Genomic DNA, 20426 nt, shown 5'->3' with positions numbered 1-20426 from the left:
CCTAATTATATGTCGTTAACACATCAAATACGACATATTAACTGATAATTCCGACAAAAGAGTGAGCATATTTTCCTTCTTCTCTTGTCTCTTAAAATATGTATATACAAGAAAACCTGTTGGGAAAAAAGCCCTTGCCTTCTTCCGCAGCACATATCATTTTACTTGCTTCTCTTTCTATAAAAAAAGCAAAGCAGCCCGACAAGTATGACTGCTTTGCTTTCATTTATGAGGAACTTGCAGCAGAGGCTGTATCAGGAAAGTAATTGTTCCCAATAATTTCACCAGCAGGAACGTGTGGTCCTGCATCACCATTTCTTTTAAATGGGAGAAGCGGGAAAACAAGTTCTGCAAAATAATAAGATTCTTCTAAGTGCGGATAACCAGAAAAGATAAATGTATCAATACCTAGAGACTGATATTCTATTATACGTTCTGCTACTGTATGCGGGTCCCCGACGAGCGCTGTTCCTGCCCCACCTCTAACTAAACCAATGCCTGCCCAAAGATTAGGGCTAATTTCAAGCTTCTCTTTATTCCCTTGATGTAATTCAACCATTCGTTTTTGCCCTACTGAGTCCATCCCTTGTAAAGTCTTTTGCGCCTCATCAATAGTCTCTTGATCTAAATGACGAATCAGATGTTCCGCTGCCTGCCAAGCTTCATCTTCCGTTTCTCTCACGATCACATGAAGTCGAATACCAAACCTCACCGTTCTTCCTTCCTTTTCAGCCTGCTTTTTCACTTGTGCGATTTTCTCTTTTACTTGTGCAGGCTGCTCGCCCCAAGTTAAATAAACATCTGTATGTTTTGCAGCGGCTTGAATGCCTGCCTCTGATGATCCTCCAAAAAAAACGGGTGGATGTGGTGTTTGAGCTGGTGGAAATAGCAGACGTCCATTTTGTGCTTGCAGATGCTTCCCTTGAAACTGAACATTCTCTCCTTTCAATAACCGCTTCCAGATGGTCAAAAATTCTTCTGTTGCCTCATAGCGTTCATCATGAGAAATGAATAGCCCGTCTCCTTCAAGTTCTTCTTTACTTCCTCCCGCTACAACATTGATCAGCAGTCTCCCGCCTGAAAGCCGATCAAATGTGGAGGTCATTCTAGCAGCAACAGACGGCTGCATCAACCCTGGCCGAAGAGCCACAAGAAACTTTAAATGGGTTGTTTCTGCAGCTAAAGCGGCCGCTGTCAGCCATGGATCTTCACAAGATCTACCTGTAGGCAGCAAGACCCCTGTGTACCCAAGCTGATCGGCAGCTTGAGCAATTTGTTTAAAATACGGATAGTCTGCCTGTCTTGCCCCTTTCGATGATCCTAAATAACGCCCATCCCCATGCGTTGGAATAAACCATAGAATATTCATCATATCTCCTCCTATTATTTTCCACCTTGATAACTTGTGCGCCATTTGAGCAGTCGCTTTTCTAACAGCCGTACAAATGAATCAGTCATCTTACCAACTACCGCAAAGATGATAATCCCTACAAACACTTTATCCGTTTGCGAGAATTGTCTTGCATCCATAATCATGTAGCCAACTCCACTACTCGACCCCATCAATTCAGCCACCACTAAACCAAGCCAGGCAATGCCTAATGAAAGCCTCACGCCCAGAAGAATATGAGGAAGGGCAGCAGGTAAAATGAGCTTTGTGATATTTTGATACAGATTAAACTCTAAAGCGCGAGCCACATCGAACAGCTTGTTATCTACACTGCGAATTCCTAGAAAGGTATTGATATAGATTGGAAAAAAAGCCCCAAGTGCAATCAATAAAATTTTCGCTGATTCATCAAAACCAAACCAAAGAATAAATAAAGGAGTCACCGCTAAATGAGGAACTGTTCTCAGCATTTGCAAGGTCGGATCTACATACTGCTCGGTTTTCCTAGAAAAACCGACACACAGACCCATCACAAGTCCTAAACCTCCCCCAAGTAAAAACCCGCATATTGCTCTGTAGAGACTGATGTAAAGATGGCCAAACAGCTCACCGGAACGAATCAACTCACGAAAAGATTCCGCAATGACAGTGGGTGCAGGTAGTACAGTAGAAGAAACGATTTGGGAAGCAGCAGCTCCCTGCCAAATCGCAATGAGTAAAGCAGGTAATACAAGTCCTTTTAACATGATGAAGGATGAAGCTTTTCTCCTTTTTTTCTTCATTCGCTCGGTTTTAGTCACAAGGGCTGGGTTAGATGCAGCTTTCATCAACTCTTCTCCTCTTTCAGCATTTTTTCAATGAACGAATTATCTACCACCTGATTGACATCAATCTTCCGCTGAATCGCCTTTGTTTGATATTGAAAATCAGCTGTATGCTGCTGGGCGTTTATGATTTTCTTAGAAATGGGCTCATTGAGCGGCTCTGTATTGTTTAATACTTGTGTCACCACCTTCTGATCTAATTGTTTCAAACGAGCATAAAGTGTAATGGCTTCCTGTTGATGATCTTTCTGCCATTTCACCGCTTTGTCATATACTTTTAAAAATTGCACCACTAGTTCAGGGTGTTCATCGGCAAACTTGGTTCTGACAAGTGTGAATCCAGGTGAATATAAATCGGTCGCTTCTCCATTAACCAGTAGCTTTGCTCCCTTTTCTATCGTTTCAAGTGATAAGAACGGCTCCCAGATCGACCAAGCATCAACTGACCCATTTTCAAACGCAGATATTGCCTCATCCGGCTGAAGCTGAATGATCTGGACATCCTTTGCAGATAAACCTGCCTGATCTAATACTTTGTATAAAAAGTCAAAACCACTGCTTCCTTTGGCAACGGCGATTTTTTTCCCTTTTAAATCTTCTACTTTTTGAATCTCACTGTTCTTATTCACTAAAATCCCATTCGCCTTTAACCCATCCTGAGATAAACCAATTTCCTTAAAATCAATACCTGCTGCCTGACCAGCTATAACAGGTGAATTACCAACCTGTGAAAAATCTAATTGATTGGCGGCAAGCCCTTCGAATTGGGGAGGACCACTTTGGAACTCCACCCACTTGACTTTCACACCTTCTTTTTCAAATGATTGCTCAAACCACCCTTTTTCCTTTGCTAAAAGAAGTGGGCTTAGACTTTGCTGAATCCCAATCCGAATCTCTTTCGGCTTGTCTTCTGATCCATTCGCTGCTTGACCACACCCAGCTAATACAAGGAGGATACCCAGAAAGAGAACGATCCTTTTTTGCCTTTTCATTCGATTTGACCTCCTTAAATTCCTGAGCCATTCGTCAGTAACAGCTCATCTGTTTTCTCAAATTCTGAAAGCACCTTTTGTCTTAAGCTCTGAAAAGCTGTTGACGTTCTATTCCGCGGGAATGGTAAGTTCACGGGAAGGATTTTATGAATTCGGCCGGGTCTTGCTTGTAACAGCACAATTTCATTGGCTAAATAAATGGATTCGTCAATATCATGAGTGACAAGCACCATCGTTGTTCTTTTCTCCTGCCAAATATCCAGCAGCACATCCTGTAAGTGTTTCCGTGTAAATGCATCTAGCGCACCAAAAGGTTCATCAAGCAATAAAATCTCCGGATCACGCAGGAGTCCTCTTGCAATAGCAACACGTTGTGACATCCCGCCTGAAAGCTCATGTGGATAGGCGTGTTCAAAACCTTTTAACCGAACAATTTCAATTAATTCATCCACTTTGCGGCGAACAGCTGCTTGTTTTAAATTGAAATTGGCAGCGATATTTTCTTCGACCGTCAACCATGGAAATAAGCGATGCTCTTGAAAAATAAAGCCCTGTTTCATTCCTGGTTCTGTCACACGCCTTTCTCCTATCACGATCTGCCCATCATAATCTGTATCAAGCCCTCCAATCATCTTCAGCAATGTACTTTTCCCGCAACCGCTCGGACCAATCACCGTCACGAATTCACCAGGAACGATGGTGAGCCTTACGTTTTCAAGCACTTGAATGGTTTGTTTGTCTTTCCAAAAAGACTTATCCACAATATCAACGGAAATAGTCAATGCAAGTTCACTCCTCTTGTCATCAGATAGATACACAGAAAGGCCCTTATCCCAAAAGAGAGATAAGAGCCTTCGTTTTGTCCGATCAGCTTTTCATATTGAGTTGTTAGCACCATCCTAAATCATATTATTCCTATAAATCAACTATATTTTATAAAATGGTTATTTCGACCTTGTATGTTTTTCATCAATACGATCGTAAATGGCTTCTATTCGTTCTTGATTGCTGTAAATCTCATATTTGTTCCGCTCAATCAAAATGTCTAATGTGATATCCATATGTTTTCTGTATTTTTTTCGTTTTTTCTTTTTCTCCATCTTCAACTTCCCTCCCGATTAAAATAAAAAAAGGCCCTTCACTCATGTCTGAGTGAACGAGCCTTCGGTTGACCGATCAGCGATTCTTGTTGGTATTTTCAGTATGCTTATGTTAATACATACTATTCCGACATGTCAACTATATTTATTGTTTTTTCAGATTTATCTAAAAAATGATTGACCGGGCACTAAACAAGATTTATAGTCTTATTAAATATTTCTTATTAAAGTAGTTGGTTTTATCTAACAAAAGGAGGATACACACATGTCAGAAGAACTTCAATTTCGTTTAGAAACAAAAGCAATACACGCAGGTCAAGAACTGGATTCAGCCACCTATTCAAGAGCTGTACCTATTTACCAAACAAGCTCTTTCGGTTTTAGAGATAGTGAGCATGCGGCGAATTTATTTGGACTTCAGGAACCCGGTAATATTTATTCACGTATTATGAACCCGACAAATGATGTGTTTGAAAAACGGATCGCTGAGCTTGAAGGTGGAATTGGTGCACTTGCTGTCTCCTCAGGACAAGCAGCGACCACTTACTCCATTTTAAACATTGCAGGAGCTGGTGACGAAATCGTATCCTCCAGCAGTCTGTATGGCGGCACATATAATTTATTTGCTCATACATTAAAAAAGCTCGGAATTACAGTGAAATTTGTGGATTCCTCAAACCTTGAAGAACTTGAAGCAGCCATTACAGATAAAACAAAAGCAGTGTATGCAGAAAGCATCGGGAATCCAAAAGGCGACATTTTACATATTGAAGCCGTATCAGCCATTGCACACAAGCACCATATCCCTCTAATTGTGGATAACACACTTGCCAGCCCTTATTTGTTAAGACCGATTGAATTTGGCGCAGACATTGTTGTCCATTCAGCGACGAAATTTATCGGCGGCCATGGCACATCCATTGGCGGAGTCATCGTCGACAGCGGCAAGTTTCCTTGGAGTGATAGTGATAAGTTCAAAGGCCTGACGGAACCAGACCCTAGCTATCATGGTCTGACGTATACGGAAGCGATTGGCGAAGCAGCTTATATCACAAAAGCACGTGTACAGCTCTTACGTGATCTAGGGGCGGCTTTATCACCATTTAACTCATTTTTACTCTTGCAAGGCTTAGAAACATTGCATCTTCGCCTTGAACGCCACAGTGAAAATGCATTGAAGACAGCACAATTTTTACAAGATCATCCTCTTGTAGAATGGGTCAGCTATCCAGGTCTTGAAGGCCATGAATCCTTTGAGCTGGCTCAAACTTATTTACCAAAAGGACAAGGTGCCATCCTCACATTCGGCATTAAAGGTGGCAAAGACGCAGGAAAAAAACTCATTGATTCGGTTCAGCTTTTCTCACATCTTGCAAACGTAGGCGACTCTAAGTCACTCATCATCCACCCTGCCAGCACAACGCATCAGCAATTAAGTGAAGCAGAGCAAAAAGCCACAGGGGTAACACCAGAACTTATTCGTTTATCTGTTGGAACAGAAGCGATTGAAGATATTCTGGCAGATCTAGAACAGGCGATTTCAAAAAGCCAGTCTTAACCAAACAAAAAAAGCACACGCCTGTGTGCTTTTTCTTATTGATTAGTGATTGATTAATCGAATATCTTGGAAGGGATAAAACACGAATGATGTTGTCCCTTGAATATCACTCTTTGTAAAAAGACCTAAACCGTTGCGACTGTCCATTGAGTTTTGGCGGTTGTCACCCATGACAAAGTACTTTCCTTTAGGGACTGTAAGAGGACCAAAATCAGGTGTCAGCAAGGTGCCATCTGCGGCAGCTTTCTTTTTGTTTGATGCTAAATAAGGCTCCGCCACTTTTTGACCGTTTACATATAGCTGGTCATTTTTCATTTCGATTTTATCACCAGGTAAACCAATCAATCGTTTCACATAGTGAGTACTGCGGTCTTCCCCATCAAGAACAATGATCTGTCCGCGTTTATAATCGCCGAAGTAATCCACTGTTTTATTCACAAACACCCGCTCTGTATTATGCAGTGTCGGTTCCATAGAAGTCCCCTTTACAATATACGGTGCGAATAAAAAGTTACGAATGATAAAAACAGCAATAAATGCGATTAAGATGGCTTTGATCCAGCCCCATAATTCTGATTTCTTTTTTTGTGTTTTTGTATTTGTTGTCATAAGCTCCTCCTGAAATCCCCTAGGACAAAATGAGTTATCGCCAGCTGACCGCTAGCGCCACGCTTGTTTCTCCCTAAATATAAACATATTTTGCCAACAAATCAAGCTGTAAGAGAGAAAAAGGCAAGCACCTTTCTGTGCTTGCCCAAAACTCAGTTAGTTAGCAGAAGAATCCGCTTCTGTCTCTTTGTTTGTTTTACCATAGAAATAATCAGATGGATTCACTGGTTTAAAATCAGATAGCTTATGGAATCGAAGAAGATCTCTGTACAGTACTTTATCTGACAAGCTTAACTGATTATCAACACGGGCTTTAATCGCTTCTGTCTTTTTGTTTTGTTTCACCACTTTACCCGTTTTTGTATCGTAGACCGTATTATCTACAAGGGTATATTTTGGTGTCACATAATTTCCGTTACGGAATGCAACAGTTTGATCATGCTTCTTAGAGAATAAATCTGTTCCAAAATTCACGTACTCATTTGAATCAATACCTTGTAAGTGAAGAAGCGTTGGCATCACGTCTACTTCACCGCCATACGTATGATTCACGCCGCCTTGTTTCCCAGGGATACGAATCATGAGCGGTACACGCTGATTTTGTGCATTTTGATATGGCGTAATTTCTTTCCCTTGAATCTCACTCATTGCACGGTTATGGTTCTCAGAAATACCGTTATGATCACCATATAATAGAATCACTGAGTCTTTATACAGACCCGATTTTTTCAAGTCCTTAAAGAATTGTTCTAATGACTCATCCAAGTATCTCGCTGTTTGGAAATAATTATCCACTGTTTTATCGCCAGTTGTTGCCTTAGCGATTGTCGCATCTTTCTCATCTAAATTAAATGGATAATGGTTGGTCAATGTCATTAAGTGTGCATAAAATGGCTTTTTCATTGATTCTAACATTGGGATTGATTCTTTAAAGAACGGTTTATCCTTCAGACCCATGTTTACAAGGTTTTCTTCATCCATGTTGTAATAAGATGCATCGAAGAATTGATCAATTCCCATATGTTTATAAATCGTATCACGGTTCCAGAAAGATTTATAATCCCCGTGAAGCACTGCACTCGTATAGCCTGCTTTTTGATCTAAGATGGCAGGAAGTGATTGGAAAGTATTTTCACCTTTTGTCACAAACGCTGCACCCTCTGGCAAGCCAAACATACTATTATCCATCATGAGCTCAGCATCAGAAGTCTTCCCTTGACCAGTCTGGTGGAAGAAGTTATCAAAATACGTAAAATCTTCTTTTCCATGAGCTAGTTTGTTTAAAAACGGCGTCACTTCTTCTCCATTTAACTTGTAGTCAATTAAAAATGACTGGAAGCTTTCTAAATGGATTTTGATGATGTTTTTCCCTTTTGCTTGACCAAAGTATTCTGCATTTGGTTTCGCATAGTGAGAGGTCGTATAGTTCACGACATCCGTTAAATCATCACTACTCGCATTTGCTACCTGCGTTGCATTTTGTGCGGTTTGCACGCCGTCATAAATCGCATAGTTATAAACACCTAAATATTTCACAATATACTTATGATCAAATGTTCTCGTCAATAATTCTGGACGATCTTTTTCAGCTAAGTGTAGGTTAACGAAGAACAGTCCAACACCTGCAGCCACAATCAGCAGTGCGAAAGTTTTTTTCATTTGGAACTTCTTCACTTCTGGTCTCCAAATGACAATGGCAATTAAAATGATGATATCAAGGAAGTACAAAAGGTCATGCGGCTTAATACTTGCTAACACACCGCCAGTCATACCTCCCCCAAGATTACCGGCTTGTTTCATTGTCGGGAATGTTAAAAAATCATCAAAGAAACGATAGTACGCTACATTCGCATATAAAAGTGCGGTCATAATAAAATCAATGACAATTAAAACAATGGCCGATTTACGCCCCTTCAAAAAGAGAGCAAGTCCTAAAAACACGATGGCTGAACTGAATGGATTTAATAAGAGAAGACCCTCTTGAAAAGATCCCTTCACTCCTAAATTAAAGTCCATTTTGTAGGCTGTGTACGATTTTGCCCAAAATAAAAGGACAGCCAAAACAAAAAAGCTATATTTGTTCGCAAATATTTTTTTCATAAAACCTCTTCTTTCTTATTTTCGATCTGATATAAATGAAATCATAAAAAATTTACATTGATTTTGCAAATGTAAATCTTCTGCACCAAGCATTCCGATGCTCTTTTCTCCTCAGGTTACATGTGCTCCTTTAATATAACGAATAAGAAGCATCATAAGTTTCAAAAAAAATACGAGTAAATAAAAGGAAAAATATCCATTTACATTAAATTTACTGCCGCTTCATGTTTCAGAGAATGATGAAGGTTTTGTAAATCACTCAGTACTACTTTACTTTTTTCATCTAATCGTGTCAAAGTAATTATAAAGAAAAGGAAGAATCACCTAGGCTTTTCGACTCACTTAGCCAAATTTATACAAAATCCGAACCAATTTGCTTTTTTATTGTGACTCAACCCCCAGCAATCCATGTATCCTCTCTGCTACCACAAACCGAAAAAACAGTTTTAAGCAAAAAAAGCTTGATTTCCCCTGCCAATGTACGGTGTGATAAAGGTATAGCTCCATCAAATAAATCAAGCTGGGGGACATCCTATGAAATCAAACAAACAAGTCAACATATTTGAACAAAGATTCTCAGAAGAAGTGATAGACATCATGGCTGTTACAGGACCTTCTGGAGTCGGCGCAGGAAAAGCGGGAAAAGAAACTCTTTGGACTGCTTCAATCCCACTCATTGCATGGAAGGAAAAAGACCGCATCATAACCGAAAAAGTGAGACTGTGCTGGTTAACAGATGAAAAGGGATTACGGGAAAAACAAGTGCAATTACATAAAGAATCTATCGTCACACTTCAAGTACGTAAAGGTGAAGGTGAATTCATGCTCGTTTCACTTGTTGATACAGATACTGAAGATAAGGAACTTCAAGAAATATTAGAAGAAGCTCAACAACCTATCTTTTACCACGATGACAAGCTGGGTACCTTTGAATTAGTGAAAGGACTAGACTTATTTGAAACAACCATCCAGTGGGGCAATGAGGAGTGCCTTCTTTACTTCAATCTTGAAGAAGAGGAAGAAATGAATGACTCTCTGAAAACGGCTAGACAACTCGTAGAAGAGCAGACGACATGGGATGCCTCCATGAAGTCATATGCAGCAAATCAGCTGATTGAACTAGCAAAAGATTGGCAGGAACAAGACGACTCCGCTGAAAATTCAGAAGAGATCACACCGGATCAATTTATCAGCCGCATCTCTCTTGAAAGCCTCCATGCTTATCCAAATGGAGAATTCGAAGCCTACTATCATGACGGAGATTTATTTTGGGGACATGTCATCATTGTCTCTGGCAATATGAATGGAACGTTTCAAGATGCACACATTGCTGGCTAAAGAATGGGGGATGGATAAATGAAGATCAAAGCTTTTGACGAATTAAATCAACTAGGAAAAACACCTATTGTAGCCAAAATAGGCGGGTTTCGCCCTGATCCATCTAAGTACAGTTGGTTTGCTGGTCATTTTTTCATCCAACGTGATAAAGGGTGGCCGGCAGATCAAGATGGAGCTATGATTCCCATTTTACAAATGTATTTACCCGAAGTACCAGGGGGAATGAATGGCTTTGATGAATGTAAGATGATTCAAATTTTCATCAACAAGAAAACCCTTCCGATCGATATCGCCAAAAACGGTGAGGGCTGGAAACTCATTGAATATTCATCAATGGAAGGATTAGAAATCGCTGAGACCCCTGAAGACGTGAAAGGAATGAAACCTTTCCAGATAGAGTGGCTCGAAGGGGAACAACCGGATTATCCATGCTGGGAGGAAGCTTGGTCATACGTTGACTTATCAGAGGTTAATGAAAGTGAAGAAGCGTCAGATTATTTCTTCGAGCATTACTCAAACTACTCATTCACAAAAATCGGTGGATACGGAGCTTACATCCAATCTCCTCCCCACCAGATGTCAGGAGAATTCATGCTGCAAATCGCATCAGAAGAAAAACCTCGGTTCATGATTGGTGATAACGGCACGATGTATTTCTATTACGACAAAGACAATAAAGAATGGTTCATGCACTGGGATTGCTTTTAAAACCAATTGAAAGGAACCATTTCCCTTTCTAAACGTAATAAACGATATGAGGGGGGTCAGTGATATGGGATTCATTTTAGACATCTTCAATCTTGCTCTGTATATCCCTTTTTTACAGGTAGATGAAGATGATATATCACGGAATGCAGCACAGCTAAAAAAATACAGCTGGTTTCAAGCGTTATTAAATGATCAAGGAGTCCGCCGTGCAATTTAAGACGAGTAAACTCCATAAGAAGCCATACAACATCAGATGCGAACGAAAGGTACAACAAGCCATACACCGTGCCACGTCAAAACACGGAAAGATCCGCACTTAGCTGTGGCTCTTTCCGTACAAATGTAATAAATCCTTTTGAAGAAAACAATTGACGCTCGGACAACTCCCCCCGTATATTATGTATAAATCCATCTTTTTTTAGAAAAGGGGGCCTCACATGCGCTTGTTTAAGAACTGGAGAAAAAAGCAGCACAAACAGCCGATTACTTCAGAAACGCAAGAAGACAGCATCCCAATTAATTTTTCCACCCTTCCCTTTGGCACAGACACCATAGATGATTTTTTGTTCAACTTAGACCTAACCTCCAAACTCATAGATCCATACAAAGAAGCAGACACGAACAAATAGAACCTCAACTTTCGTGAACCCTCATCCAATATTGGATGATTTTTTTATACTTAGAGGAAGGTGTACCCCCTATGAAGACATATTATTTCGTCAGACACTGTCAAGCAGATGGACAATCCGAGGATGCGTCTTTAACGCCTCAAGGCATCACACAATCGCATGAACTCGCACAGCTTTTTTCCGGCATTCAGCTCAACCAGATCATCTCAAGTCCTTATAAACGAGCGATTCAAACCGCTGAGCCCCTTGCTCATGCCAAACAGATAAAGGTACAAATTGACAAACGTCTCTCTGAACGTAGGTTAAGCAGTCAACCAATGGAAGATTGGTATGAAAAACTAAAGCTCAGTTTTTCGGACTTGCATATGACCTGTGAAGGCGGAGAATCGAGCCAAGAAGCGATGAATCGTATTGTAGAGGCACTCTATGAACAAATAAAATTAGGAAGAGATCATACTTTATTCGCCACTCATGGCAATATTATGAGCCTGCTTCTAAAACACGCCGATCCTGCAATTGGATTCAAGGAGTGGGAACAACTAAGCAATCCAGATGTCTACATCCTGAAATATTTTAAACCAGACCATGTAGAAATAGAAAGAATATGGCATAAATAAAAAAGGCAGGGTTGACCCCAGCCTTTTTCTTATGAAAAACAACTATTGGTGATAGTAAAATGTCTGTACCCACTCATAGGGCTTCTTACGATCCGCACACCATTTCACAAAGCCTCTTGTCTCCGTCTGCTGAAATTCCTTCCAGTCCGATAAAAGCTGGTTATAGTAGACTGCTAGTTTTTCAACATTGCTTTGAACCTTTTTATCTACGATCAGTTTCATGACATCTTGAATCCCTTGAATTCGCTCATGATCTTTCTCATAGGTGCTTAAATAAAGATCTTCATGTATATGATGAAACGAATACCACAAAGCCGAGAAATAGGTTTCGCAAATTTGAACAATCACTCGCTGCTCTTTGCTGCCACCCATCTCTAGCGCCTTCAATAAATAGGGCAGCCCTTCCCCCTGATGCACAAACAAGCCTTGCCAGCGATACGGTCTCACATCCATTGGATCAATATTTTCCCACTCTCGAAAAACAGGGTGAATCACCCCATTCAGCAATGGATACACAAGCAAATGATGACCATCCTCAAAACGTTCAATGTAATCAAACAGCCAAGCAACAAATGAACGCCGTGCTGCAAATTCATTCTTATTCATCTCTTCAACAAAAGACTGAAGAACCTTTAACGCATCTTTACGCAGACCCTGTTCTTTCCTTACACAGTACTGTCTAAAAAACGGATAATCATGTGATCGCTCATCTTCAATCATAGTCTGTAATATCGTCTTCATTTGCAAGATAACAACTCCGCCTCTTTACATTCATTTTATTGAACTATTATAACCAATTGTAACATCCACATGAAACTAGTAAAAAGATGAGTTGTCCTTTTTCTTTTATAAAACCCTTGGCATCCTCAAATCCATTCTTTTCTGTGTTCATGAATGAATTGTATGTCTTTTTGATAATGTTCAAGGTGCCCGTCATGAATCATTTTTTGAAAAGCTCTATCCCCTTCATTCGCTTTTCGCTTCATGTATTGACATAGACCTTCTAAACGCAGTAACACCATGTCCACATAATCTTCTGGTATTTCCTCACCATAAGCTTCAAAAAACAGTTTGACTCTATACTTTATATGGGCTGCATGCTCTAATGTATGATAATTTACGACCTCCCCTGTTTCAGTACGAAAAAACCTACTGAGAGGCACACATGTATAAAGGGTATATGCAATATCCCAAAGCCTTGGACCAGGGGCAGCTACATCAAAATCAATGATTCCCACTGGCTTTTTATTGTTGAAAATAATATTGTACATCGCAAAATCATTATGGCACACAACCTCTATGTTGTTAGGCGTATTGTCCATTCGTTCCCAATCGTCTGAAATGGGAAAATCACATACAGCATCATGGTACAGTCTAAGCATTTTCGCTATATCTTTTAAAGCATTGTGAGAGCACATGTATTCTTTTAAGGGATCATGACCGGCCTCACCTTCAATGAAGGACAAGATCTCTCTACCTTTTTCATCAACCCCTAAAAACGTTGGAGCATAGGAGAAATTCTTTTTTTCTAAATGCTTTAGCAGCTTTTGTATATTCATATTGTCTGACTTTCCCTCTCTGCGAACCGTATCTCCCGAACGATATACGTTGGAGACATTTCCACCTGTCAATAACTCTTCATGATCATTTTGTTTTTTCATAAATTCTCCCCCAAACTTGGGTCACAATGATGATGCCAGCTAAAGATGTGCATGTACCCACAAATATTCATTTAGTTACACAAAGGTAATTCACTGTTTTATGTGAATGCGCCAATCCATTCTGTTTCCTTATATGGTTAAATGTATCGTACCAAATGTTGCAAATCATCAAAAGTTTATTCTGTTAAAATTAGTACATGCTCATTCTATTCTAATAGGATTCTATTTTCATCTAAATAACTCATTTAAACCACAAAAAAACGTTTCACCACGAGGGTGAAACGTTAGGTTCACGGTAAAAAACAAAATTATAATAGATACCGGTGGCCGGAGTCGAACCGACACTCCGTGATAAATGAGTCCAAAAAGGCAAGGTATACTCTCTGAAAGTAAAGCAGCCGTTAATGAAATAAGAATTAAAGTTCTTCTTGATATATTGCTGATTTTATCGGCTTTAAAGTCAAAGGAATTTTAAACTCATGAATACTTTCAATATGATGAAAAAAATGATCTATATCGTCATAATCCATTGACCATTCTTCTACTACCTTTAACTTTTTTAACTCGCTTGTTGGTTTAAATAAAAATTCACAGTGCAGTTGTTCCATGTGAGAATAATCATCTTCTTCATAAATTGTAAACTGACGTACAAAATCAAGATGAAATAGTTCCTCTCCTGTAAAATCATAGACACCACACTGAAATAAAATTTCTTTATCTTCTTCGCCCTCAACGGTCTCCTTTGAAAAAGCCTTAAATGTTTCCCAAACCTTATTTATCTCATCGGTATCTTCACCGATGCTATCTTTAAGATAACTTTCAGCATTTTTAACCGTAATCATTACAACACCTCCTATGTACAATTGATCCAATCCATCTTCAATTGTCCTGCCCCTTTAGTTTAATCATAAGGTAACCATCAATAAAGTAAAAGTTAATCTCCTTTGAACACAATTTGAAGTAATTTTTTCGTGTGAAAAATCAGGTAAACAACAAATAAAAAAAGCCCTCCTACAATTTGTAGAAAGACGTTTTAAACGTTAATATTCCTTAATTCTTCTGTAATTGACGATAATAAAGAATATCTTAAACTAGATACCGGTGGCCGGGCTCGAACCGGCACTCCAGAGGAACACGATTTTGAGTCGTACTTGAACGTCTGAACCCTTGAACCATTGGCATTATGCTATTTATTCAACATATCTTAAAATAAAGATGCTAACAAATTAGATTTTGCATAGCATATTCCTTCTTTATACACTAATACATCCGATACATTACATGTTACCCGTTTCCCTTGTATATCCCAAGAATGAGATATTTCATCACGAACATACTCATAAGCAAGTTTTGTCTTTTCAATTTCAGTTTGAGCCGGATTAAAAAGTTCATCTGCATTAGACCTAATAATAGGATTAGTATAATTGACTTGGTTTAATTCAAGCAAATAATCTTCTATTTTTTCACTTTCACATATCAAATGCATGAAATTCACCCTCCAATCGATAATTTTTTAACCAAGTTTTTTCATCATTGAAACAATTTTTATACTTAAACCATTTGGCTTATGTACAACTTCTTCATCGTAGATGCTATACCCCATTGAACTATACAATTTTATGTTTCTAGTCACGGTCATACGAACTTTGCAGAATATACTAGTTAATTCTTCTTGTACTGCAAAATTTTCTAAAAAACTTAATAATTTTTTGGCAATACCATGACCCTGCATTTCTGGAATTACTGATAGTCTATAAAAATATAAACTATCTTCTTTTATTTTAAAGCGAACCATTCCAACTGGCTGATTATCAATATAACAAATTAAACTCCTCTCTCCGTCTTTTAAGGCAATTAAAACGGATTGCACAGTTTCCTCCAAAGCACTTGAAGGTGGCACTTCGTCTTTATACTCCAAAAATGCCTTTATCATTAAATCATGTATTACCGATGTATCTGATAAATTAGCAAACCTTATCTCCAAATGTATCCCTCCTTTAACATTCTTGTTTAATGACAGGTAAGCACACGATGATATGTACACGATATTTTTATAAGAATCGTATTGAAGATAAATAAAAAACGTTCCTTACAAAGTGTAAGAAACGTTGATTTCATCGTATTTACTACCGATGATATAGATACCGGTGGCCGGGGTCGAACCGGCACTCCGTGAGGAACACGATTTTGAGTCGTGCGCGTCTGCCAATTCCGCCACACCGGCATGATCATTAAAGAGCGCAACTTATAATAAATAAAAAATGGTGCCGAGGGCCGGACTTGAACCGGCACGGTAGTCACCTACCGCAGGATTTTAAGTCCTGTGTGTCTGCCAATTCCACCACCCCGGCAGTCTTTTCAAAAAAGGCGACACCCGGATTTGAACCGGGGATAAAGGTTTTGCAGACCTCTGCCTTACCACTTGGCTATGCCGCCATAATTGGAGCGGAAGACGGGATTCGAACCCGCGACCCCCACCTTGGCAAGGTGGTGTTCTACCACTGAACTACTTCCGCATATCAACTGGGCTAGCTGGATTCGAACCAACGCATGACGGAGTCAAAGTCCGTTGCCTTACCGCTTGGCTATAGCCCAATAATAAAATGGGGCGATTGATGGGAATCGAACCCACGAGTGCCAGAGCCACAATCTGGTGCGTTAACCACTTCGCCACAACCGCCATAGATGTTATGAATCATATAATTGGCAGGGGCAGTAGGAATCGAACCCACACCGGAGGTTTTGGAGACCTCTGTTCTACCGTTAAACTATGCCCCTATGAAAATAAAAATGGTGGAGGGGGGCGGATTCGAACCGCCGAACCCGGAGGGAGCGGATTTACAGTCCGCCGCGTTTAGCCACTTCGCTACCCCTCCACATTTGAAAAACAGTGCCGGCAAGAGGACTTGAACCCCCAACCTACTGATTACAAGTCAGTTGCTCTACCAATTGAGCTACACCGGCAAATAGTGGTGGCTCGGGACGGAATCGAACCGCCGACACACGGATTTTCAGTCCGTTGCTCTACCAACTGAGCTACCGAGCCAAGTATTCTTTTTAAAAAATGGCGGTCCGGACGGGACTCGAACCCGCGACCTCCTGCGTGACAGGCAGGCATTCTAACCAACTGAACTACCGGACCAATAAAGAGAAATTTGGTTGCGGGGGCAGGATTTGAACCTGCGACCTTCGGGTTATGAGCCCGACGAGCTACCGAACTGCTCCACCCCGCGACGATATAAAAGATATGGTGGAGGATGACGGGCTCGAACCGCCGACCCTCTGCTTGTAAGGCAGATGCTCTCCCAGCTGAGCTAATCCTCCGAATAAAATGCTGGTATGTATTTCTATAAAAATGGTGACCCGTACGGGATTCGAACCCGTGTTACCGCCGTGAAAGGGCGGTGTCTTAACCGCTTGACCAACGGGCCCTTTATTATGTAAATTGTGGCGGAGAGCAAGGGATTCGAACCCTTGAGACGGGGTTACCGCCTACACGATTTCCAATCGTGCTCCTTCGGCCACTCGGACAGCTCTCCAAATTGGCTCCGCAGGTAGGATTCGAACCTACGACCGATCGGTTAACAGCCGATAGCTCTACCACTGAGCTACTGCGGAATGAAGAAAGCCTGGCGATGTCCTACTCTCACAGGGGGAAACCCCCAACTACCATCGGCGCTGAAGAGCTTAACTTCCGTGTTCGGTATGGGAACGGGTGTGACCTCTTCGCCATCATCACCAGACAATTTAGTGACAAAAGATATTATACTATGTATTACAAATAAATCAAGAGATATTTCAAAAAATGTTCTCTCAAAACTAGATAACAATGTTCATTTTTCACATTAGAATATAGGTTAAGTCCTCGATCTATTAGTATCTGTCAGCTCCACGTGTCACCACGCTTCCACCTCAGACCTATCAACCTGATCATCTTTCAGGGATCTTACTTCCTTGCGGAATGGGAAATCTCATCTTGAGGGGGGCTTCATGCTTAGATGCTTTCAGCACTTATCCCGTCCGCACATAGCTACCCAGCGATGCCCTTGGCAGAACAACTGGTACACCAGCGGTGCGTCCATCCCGGTCCTCTCGTACTAAGGACAGCTCCTCTCAAATTTCCTGCGCCCGCGACGGATAGGGACCGAACTGTCTCACGACGTTCTGAACCCAGCTCGCGTACCGCTTTAATGGGCGAACAGCCCAACCCTTGGGACCGACTACAGCCCCAGGATGCGATGAGCCGACATCGAGGTGCCAAACCTCCCCGTCGATGTGGACTCTTGGGGGAGATAAGCCTGTTATCCCCGGGGTAGCTTTTATCCGTTGAGCGATGGCCCTTCCATGCGGAACCACCGGATCACTAAGCCCGACTTTCGTCCCTGCTCGACTTGTAGGTCTCGCAGTCAAGCTCCCTTGTGCCTTTACACTCTGCGAATGATTTCCAACCATTCTGAGGGAACCTTTGGGCGCCTCCGTTACATTTTAGGAGGCGACCGCCCCAGTCAAACTGCCCACCTGACACTGTCTCCCTGCCCGATAAGGGCAGCGGGTTAGAAGGTCAATACAGCCAGGGTAGTATCCCACCGATGCCTCCACCGAAGCTAGCGCTCCGGTTTCCAAGGCTCCTACCTATCCTGTACAAGCTGTACCAACATTCAATATCAGGCTGCAGTAAAGCTCCACGGGGTCTTTCCGTCCTGTCGCGGGTAACCTGCATCTTCACAGGTACTATAATTTCACCGAGTCTCTCGTTGAGACAGTGCCCAGATCGTTGCGCCTTTCGTGCGGGTCGGAACTTACCCGACAAGGAATTTCGCTACCTTAGGACCGTTATAGTTACGGCCGCCGTTTACTGGGGCTTCAATTCGCACCTTCGCTTACGCTAAGCGCTCCTCTTAACCTTCCAGCACCGGGCAGGCGTCAGCCCCTATACTTCGCCTTACGGCTTCGCAGAGACCTGTGTTTTTGCTAAACAGTCGCCTGGGCCTATTCACTGCGGCTTCTCGGGGCTTTAACACCCTAAGAAGCACCCCTTCTCCCGAAGTTACGGGGTCATTTTGCCGAGTTCCTTAACGAGAGTTCTCTCGATCACCTTAGGATTCTCTCCTCGCCTACCTGTGTCGGTTTGCGGTACGGGCACCTCTCACCTCGCTAGAGGCTTTTCTTGGCAGTGTGGAATCAGGAACTTCGCTACTAAATTTCGCTCGCCATCACAGCTCAGCCTTCACGGGAAACGGATTTGCCTATTTCCCAGCCTAACTGCTTGGACGCGGATATCCAATACCGCGCTTACCCTATCCTCCTGCGTCCCCCCATTGCTCAAATGGTGAGGAGGTGGTACAGGAATATCAACCTGTTGTCCATCGCCTACGCCTTTCGGCCTCGGCTTAGGTCCCGACTAACCCTGAGCGGACGAGCCTTCCTCAGGAAACCTTAGGCATTCGGTGGACGGGATTCTCACCCGTCTTTCGCTACTCATACCGGCATTCTCACTTCTAAGCGCTCCACCAGTCCTTCCGGTCTGACTTCACTGCACTTAGAACGCTCTCCTACCACTGTTCGTAAGAACAGTCCGCAGCTTCGGTGATACGTTTAGCCCCGGTACATTTTCGGCGCAGAGTCACTCGACCAGTGAGCTATTACGCACTCTTTAAATGGTGGCTGCTTCTAAGCCAACATCCTGGTTGTCTAAGCAACTCCACATCCTTTTCCACTTAACGTATACTTTGGGACCTTAGCTGGCGGTCTGGGCTGTTTCCCTTTCGACTACGGATCTTATCACTCGCAGTCTGACTCCCAAGGATAAGTCATCGGCATTCGGAGTTTGACTGAATTCGGTAACCCGGTAGGGGCCCCTAGTCCAATCAGTGCTCTACCTCCGAGACTCTTACCTTGAGGCTAGCCCTAAAGCTATTTCGGAGAGAACCAGCTATCTCCAGGTTCGATTGGCATTTCACCCCTACCCACACCTCATCCCCGCACTTTTCAACGTGCGTGGGTTCGGGCCTCCATTCAGTGTTACCTGAACTTCACCCTGGACATGGGTAGATCACCTGGTTTCGGGTCTACGACCACGTACTCATGCGCCCTATTCAGACTCGCTTTCGCTGCGGCTCCGCATCTTCTGCTTAACCTTGCACGGGATCGTAACTCGCCGGTTCATTCTACAAAAGGCACGCCATCACCCGTTAACGGGCTCTGACTACTTGTAGGCACACGGTTTCAGGATCTATTTCACTCCCCTTCCGGGGTGCTTTTCACCTTTCCCTCACGGTACTGGTTCACTATCGGTCACTAGGGAGTATTTAGCCTTGGGAGATGGTCCTCCCGGATTCCGACGGAATTTCACGTGTTCCGCCGTACTCAGGATCCACTCTGGAGAGAACAACATTTCAGTTACAGGGCTGTTACCTTCTTTGGCGGGCCTTTCCAGACCTCTTCGCTTATATCGTTCCTTTGTAACTCCGTATAGAGTGTCCTACAACCCCAAGAGGCAAGCCTCTTGGTTTGGGCTGTTCCCGTTTCGCTCGCCGCTACTCAGGGAATCGCATTTGCTTTCTCTTCCTCCGGGTACTTAGATGTTTCAGTTCCCCGGGTATGCCTTCTCATACTCTATGTATTCAAGTATGGATACTACTCCATTACGAGCAGTGGGTTTCCCCATTCGGAAATCTCCGGATCAAAGCTTGCTTACAGCTCCCCGAAGCATATCGGTGTTCGTCCCGTCCTTCATCGGCTCCTAGTGCCAAGGCATCCACCGTGCGCCCTTTCTAACTTAACCATTTCTTACTTTAGAAAGAATCACTATGTGTGATGAACTTTGCATTGCATTCAATGTGAATGTATTACTTATTGTTATCTAGTTTTCAAAGAACAATCCTGTCTCGCTAGAGACAT

Annotated in this window: 18 protein-coding genes, 16 tRNA genes and 2 rRNA genes; 6 read left to right on the top strand and 30 right to left on the bottom strand. The window is 42.1% G+C overall.

What is annotated here, in order from left to right; all coding sequences use genetic code 11:
* Window positions 1-226: 226 nt before the first annotated feature.
* The 5 genes from ssuD to MHB38_RS04475 form a co-directional block, all read right to left on the bottom strand.
* Window positions 227-1369, bottom strand: coding sequence for an FMNH2-dependent alkanesulfonate monooxygenase (gene ssuD, locus MHB38_RS04495; RefSeq protein ID WP_202734616.1), 1143 nt, complete (start codon window positions 1367-1369; stop codon window positions 227-229).
* A gap of 14 nt (window positions 1370-1383) precedes the next feature.
* Window positions 1384-2172, bottom strand: a complete 789-nt coding sequence (locus MHB38_RS04490; protein WP_234922857.1) for an ABC transporter permease — start codon at window positions 2170-2172, stop codon at window positions 1384-1386.
* 44 nt (window positions 2173-2216) lie between these two features.
* Window positions 2217-3206: an aliphatic sulfonate ABC transporter substrate-binding protein gene (locus MHB38_RS04485; RefSeq protein ID WP_017366896.1), complete on the bottom strand. Its 990-nt coding sequence runs from the start codon at window positions 3204-3206 to the stop codon at window positions 2217-2219.
* A 14-nt stretch (window positions 3207-3220) separates the two neighbouring features.
* Window positions 3221-3988: an ABC transporter ATP-binding protein gene (locus MHB38_RS04480; protein WP_202734618.1), complete on the bottom strand. Its 768-nt coding sequence runs from the start codon at window positions 3986-3988 to the stop codon at window positions 3221-3223.
* A 162-nt stretch (window positions 3989-4150) separates the two neighbouring features.
* Complete coding sequence (locus MHB38_RS04475; protein ID WP_008349111.1) at window positions 4151-4306, bottom strand: FbpB family small basic protein; 156 nt, start codon at window positions 4304-4306, stop codon at window positions 4151-4153.
* A 265-nt stretch (window positions 4307-4571) separates the two neighbouring features.
* Here MHB38_RS04475 and MHB38_RS04470 point away from each other — a divergent pair, with 265 nt between their 5' ends.
* Complete coding sequence (locus MHB38_RS04470) at window positions 4572-5864, top strand: homocysteine synthase (RefSeq protein WP_008349114.1); 1293 nt, start codon at window positions 4572-4574, stop codon at window positions 5862-5864.
* 42 nt (window positions 5865-5906) lie between these two features.
* Here MHB38_RS04470 and lepB read toward each other — a convergent pair whose 3' ends face one another.
* A complete protein-coding gene (gene lepB, locus MHB38_RS04465) occupies window positions 5907-6473 on the bottom strand; it encodes a signal peptidase I (protein WP_017360387.1) in 567 nt (188 codons plus the stop codon).
* Window positions 6474-6629: 156 nt separating this feature from the next.
* Window positions 6630-8573 carry an LTA synthase family protein gene (locus MHB38_RS04460; protein ID WP_007497007.1) on the bottom strand — a complete coding sequence of 648 codons (1944 nt, stop codon included), beginning with the start codon at window positions 8571-8573 and terminating at the stop codon, window positions 6630-6632.
* 534 nt (window positions 8574-9107) lie between these two features.
* Between MHB38_RS04460 and MHB38_RS04455 the strand changes: the two genes are divergently transcribed.
* The 5 genes from MHB38_RS04455 (at window position 9108) to MHB38_RS04435 (ending at window position 11865) form a co-directional block, all read left to right on the top strand.
* Window positions 9108-9911 (top strand): DUF2262 domain-containing protein, encoded by an 804-nt coding sequence (locus MHB38_RS04455; protein WP_017366894.1) that lies wholly within the window; start codon window positions 9108-9110, stop codon window positions 9909-9911.
* A gap of 18 nt (window positions 9912-9929) precedes the next feature.
* On the top strand, window positions 9930-10619 hold the full coding sequence (locus MHB38_RS04450; protein WP_138825432.1) for a DUF1963 domain-containing protein: 690 nt from the start codon (window positions 9930-9932) through the stop codon (window positions 10617-10619).
* A 64-nt stretch (window positions 10620-10683) separates the two neighbouring features.
* Window positions 10684-10836, top strand: a complete 153-nt coding sequence (locus MHB38_RS04445; protein ID WP_017366892.1) for a hypothetical protein — start codon at window positions 10684-10686, stop codon at window positions 10834-10836.
* A 220-nt stretch (window positions 10837-11056) separates the two neighbouring features.
* On the top strand, window positions 11057-11248 hold the full coding sequence (locus tag MHB38_RS04440) for a hypothetical protein (protein ID WP_017360392.1): 192 nt from the start codon (window positions 11057-11059) through the stop codon (window positions 11246-11248).
* Window positions 11249-11319: 71 nt separating this feature from the next.
* A complete protein-coding gene (locus MHB38_RS04435; protein WP_202734619.1) occupies window positions 11320-11865 on the top strand; it encodes a histidine phosphatase family protein in 546 nt (181 codons plus the stop codon).
* A 42-nt stretch (window positions 11866-11907) separates the two neighbouring features.
* Here the strand turns inward: MHB38_RS04435 and MHB38_RS04430 are convergent, their stop codons facing one another.
* The 23 genes from MHB38_RS04430 to MHB38_RS04320 form a co-directional block, all read right to left on the bottom strand.
* Window positions 11908-12612, bottom strand: coding sequence for a hypothetical protein (locus MHB38_RS04430; RefSeq protein ID WP_138825428.1), 705 nt, complete (start codon window positions 12610-12612; stop codon window positions 11908-11910).
* 119 nt (window positions 12613-12731) lie between these two features.
* Window positions 12732-13526 carry a phosphotransferase gene (locus MHB38_RS04425; RefSeq protein ID WP_138825426.1) on the bottom strand — a complete coding sequence of 265 codons (795 nt, stop codon included), beginning with the start codon at window positions 13524-13526 and terminating at the stop codon, window positions 12732-12734.
* A gap of 416 nt (window positions 13527-13942) precedes the next feature.
* The gene (locus MHB38_RS04420; protein ID WP_017360396.1) at window positions 13943-14368 is read right to left on the bottom strand and encodes a hypothetical protein; all 426 of its coding nucleotides are present in this window, start codon (window positions 14366-14368) and stop codon (window positions 13943-13945) included.
* Window positions 14369-14730: 362 nt separating this feature from the next.
* Window positions 14731-15012, bottom strand: coding sequence for a transglutaminase-like domain-containing protein (locus tag MHB38_RS04415; protein ID WP_019743954.1), 282 nt, complete (start codon window positions 15010-15012; stop codon window positions 14731-14733).
* Window positions 15013-15039: 27 nt separating this feature from the next.
* A complete protein-coding gene (locus MHB38_RS04410) occupies window positions 15040-15510 on the bottom strand; it encodes a GNAT family N-acetyltransferase (RefSeq protein WP_039962725.1) in 471 nt (156 codons plus the stop codon).
* Between the two features lie 158 nt (window positions 15511-15668).
* Window positions 15669-15750 (bottom strand) — tRNA-Leu (locus MHB38_RS04405).
* A gap of 38 nt (window positions 15751-15788) precedes the next feature.
* A tRNA-Leu gene (locus MHB38_RS04400) sits at window positions 15789-15877 on the bottom strand.
* 14 nt (window positions 15878-15891) lie between these two features.
* Window positions 15892-15962, bottom strand: a tRNA-Cys gene (locus MHB38_RS04395).
* A 5-nt stretch (window positions 15963-15967) separates the two neighbouring features.
* Window positions 15968-16042 (bottom strand) — tRNA-Gly (locus MHB38_RS04390).
* Between the two features lie 7 nt (window positions 16043-16049).
* A tRNA-Gln gene (locus tag MHB38_RS04385) sits at window positions 16050-16121 on the bottom strand.
* A gap of 9 nt (window positions 16122-16130) precedes the next feature.
* A tRNA-His gene (locus MHB38_RS04380) sits at window positions 16131-16206 on the bottom strand.
* A 24-nt stretch (window positions 16207-16230) separates the two neighbouring features.
* Window positions 16231-16304: transfer RNA gene (locus MHB38_RS04375), tRNA-Trp, on the bottom strand.
* A gap of 13 nt (window positions 16305-16317) precedes the next feature.
* Window positions 16318-16402: transfer RNA gene (locus MHB38_RS04370), tRNA-Tyr, on the bottom strand.
* A gap of 15 nt (window positions 16403-16417) precedes the next feature.
* A tRNA-Thr gene (locus MHB38_RS04365) sits at window positions 16418-16490 on the bottom strand.
* A gap of 6 nt (window positions 16491-16496) precedes the next feature.
* Window positions 16497-16572, bottom strand: a tRNA-Phe gene (locus MHB38_RS04360).
* Between the two features lie 19 nt (window positions 16573-16591).
* Window positions 16592-16668, bottom strand: a tRNA-Asp gene (locus MHB38_RS04355).
* A 14-nt stretch (window positions 16669-16682) separates the two neighbouring features.
* Window positions 16683-16759 (bottom strand) — tRNA-Met (locus tag MHB38_RS04350).
* A 15-nt stretch (window positions 16760-16774) separates the two neighbouring features.
* Window positions 16775-16850, bottom strand: a tRNA-Val gene (locus MHB38_RS04345).
* A 32-nt stretch (window positions 16851-16882) separates the two neighbouring features.
* A tRNA-Glu gene (locus tag MHB38_RS04340) sits at window positions 16883-16957 on the bottom strand.
* A 17-nt stretch (window positions 16958-16974) separates the two neighbouring features.
* Window positions 16975-17065: transfer RNA gene (locus MHB38_RS04335), tRNA-Ser, on the bottom strand.
* A 4-nt stretch (window positions 17066-17069) separates the two neighbouring features.
* Window positions 17070-17144: transfer RNA gene (locus MHB38_RS04330), tRNA-Asn, on the bottom strand.
* Between the two features lie 9 nt (window positions 17145-17153).
* Window positions 17154-17269: ribosomal RNA gene (gene rrf / locus MHB38_RS04325) — 5S ribosomal RNA — on the bottom strand.
* A 110-nt stretch (window positions 17270-17379) separates the two neighbouring features.
* Window positions 17380-20310 (bottom strand): 23S ribosomal RNA (locus tag MHB38_RS04320).
* Between the last annotated feature and the right edge of the window lie 116 nt (window positions 20311-20426).

This window comes from Bacillus sp. FSL K6-3176, from assembly GCF_038003325.1.
GTDB classification, from domain to species: Bacteria; Bacillota; Bacilli; order Bacillales; family Bacillaceae; genus Bacillus; species Bacillus altitudinis.
Note: the sequence above shows the minus strand (reverse complement) of the source record. Positions and strands in the feature narration are given on the sequence as shown.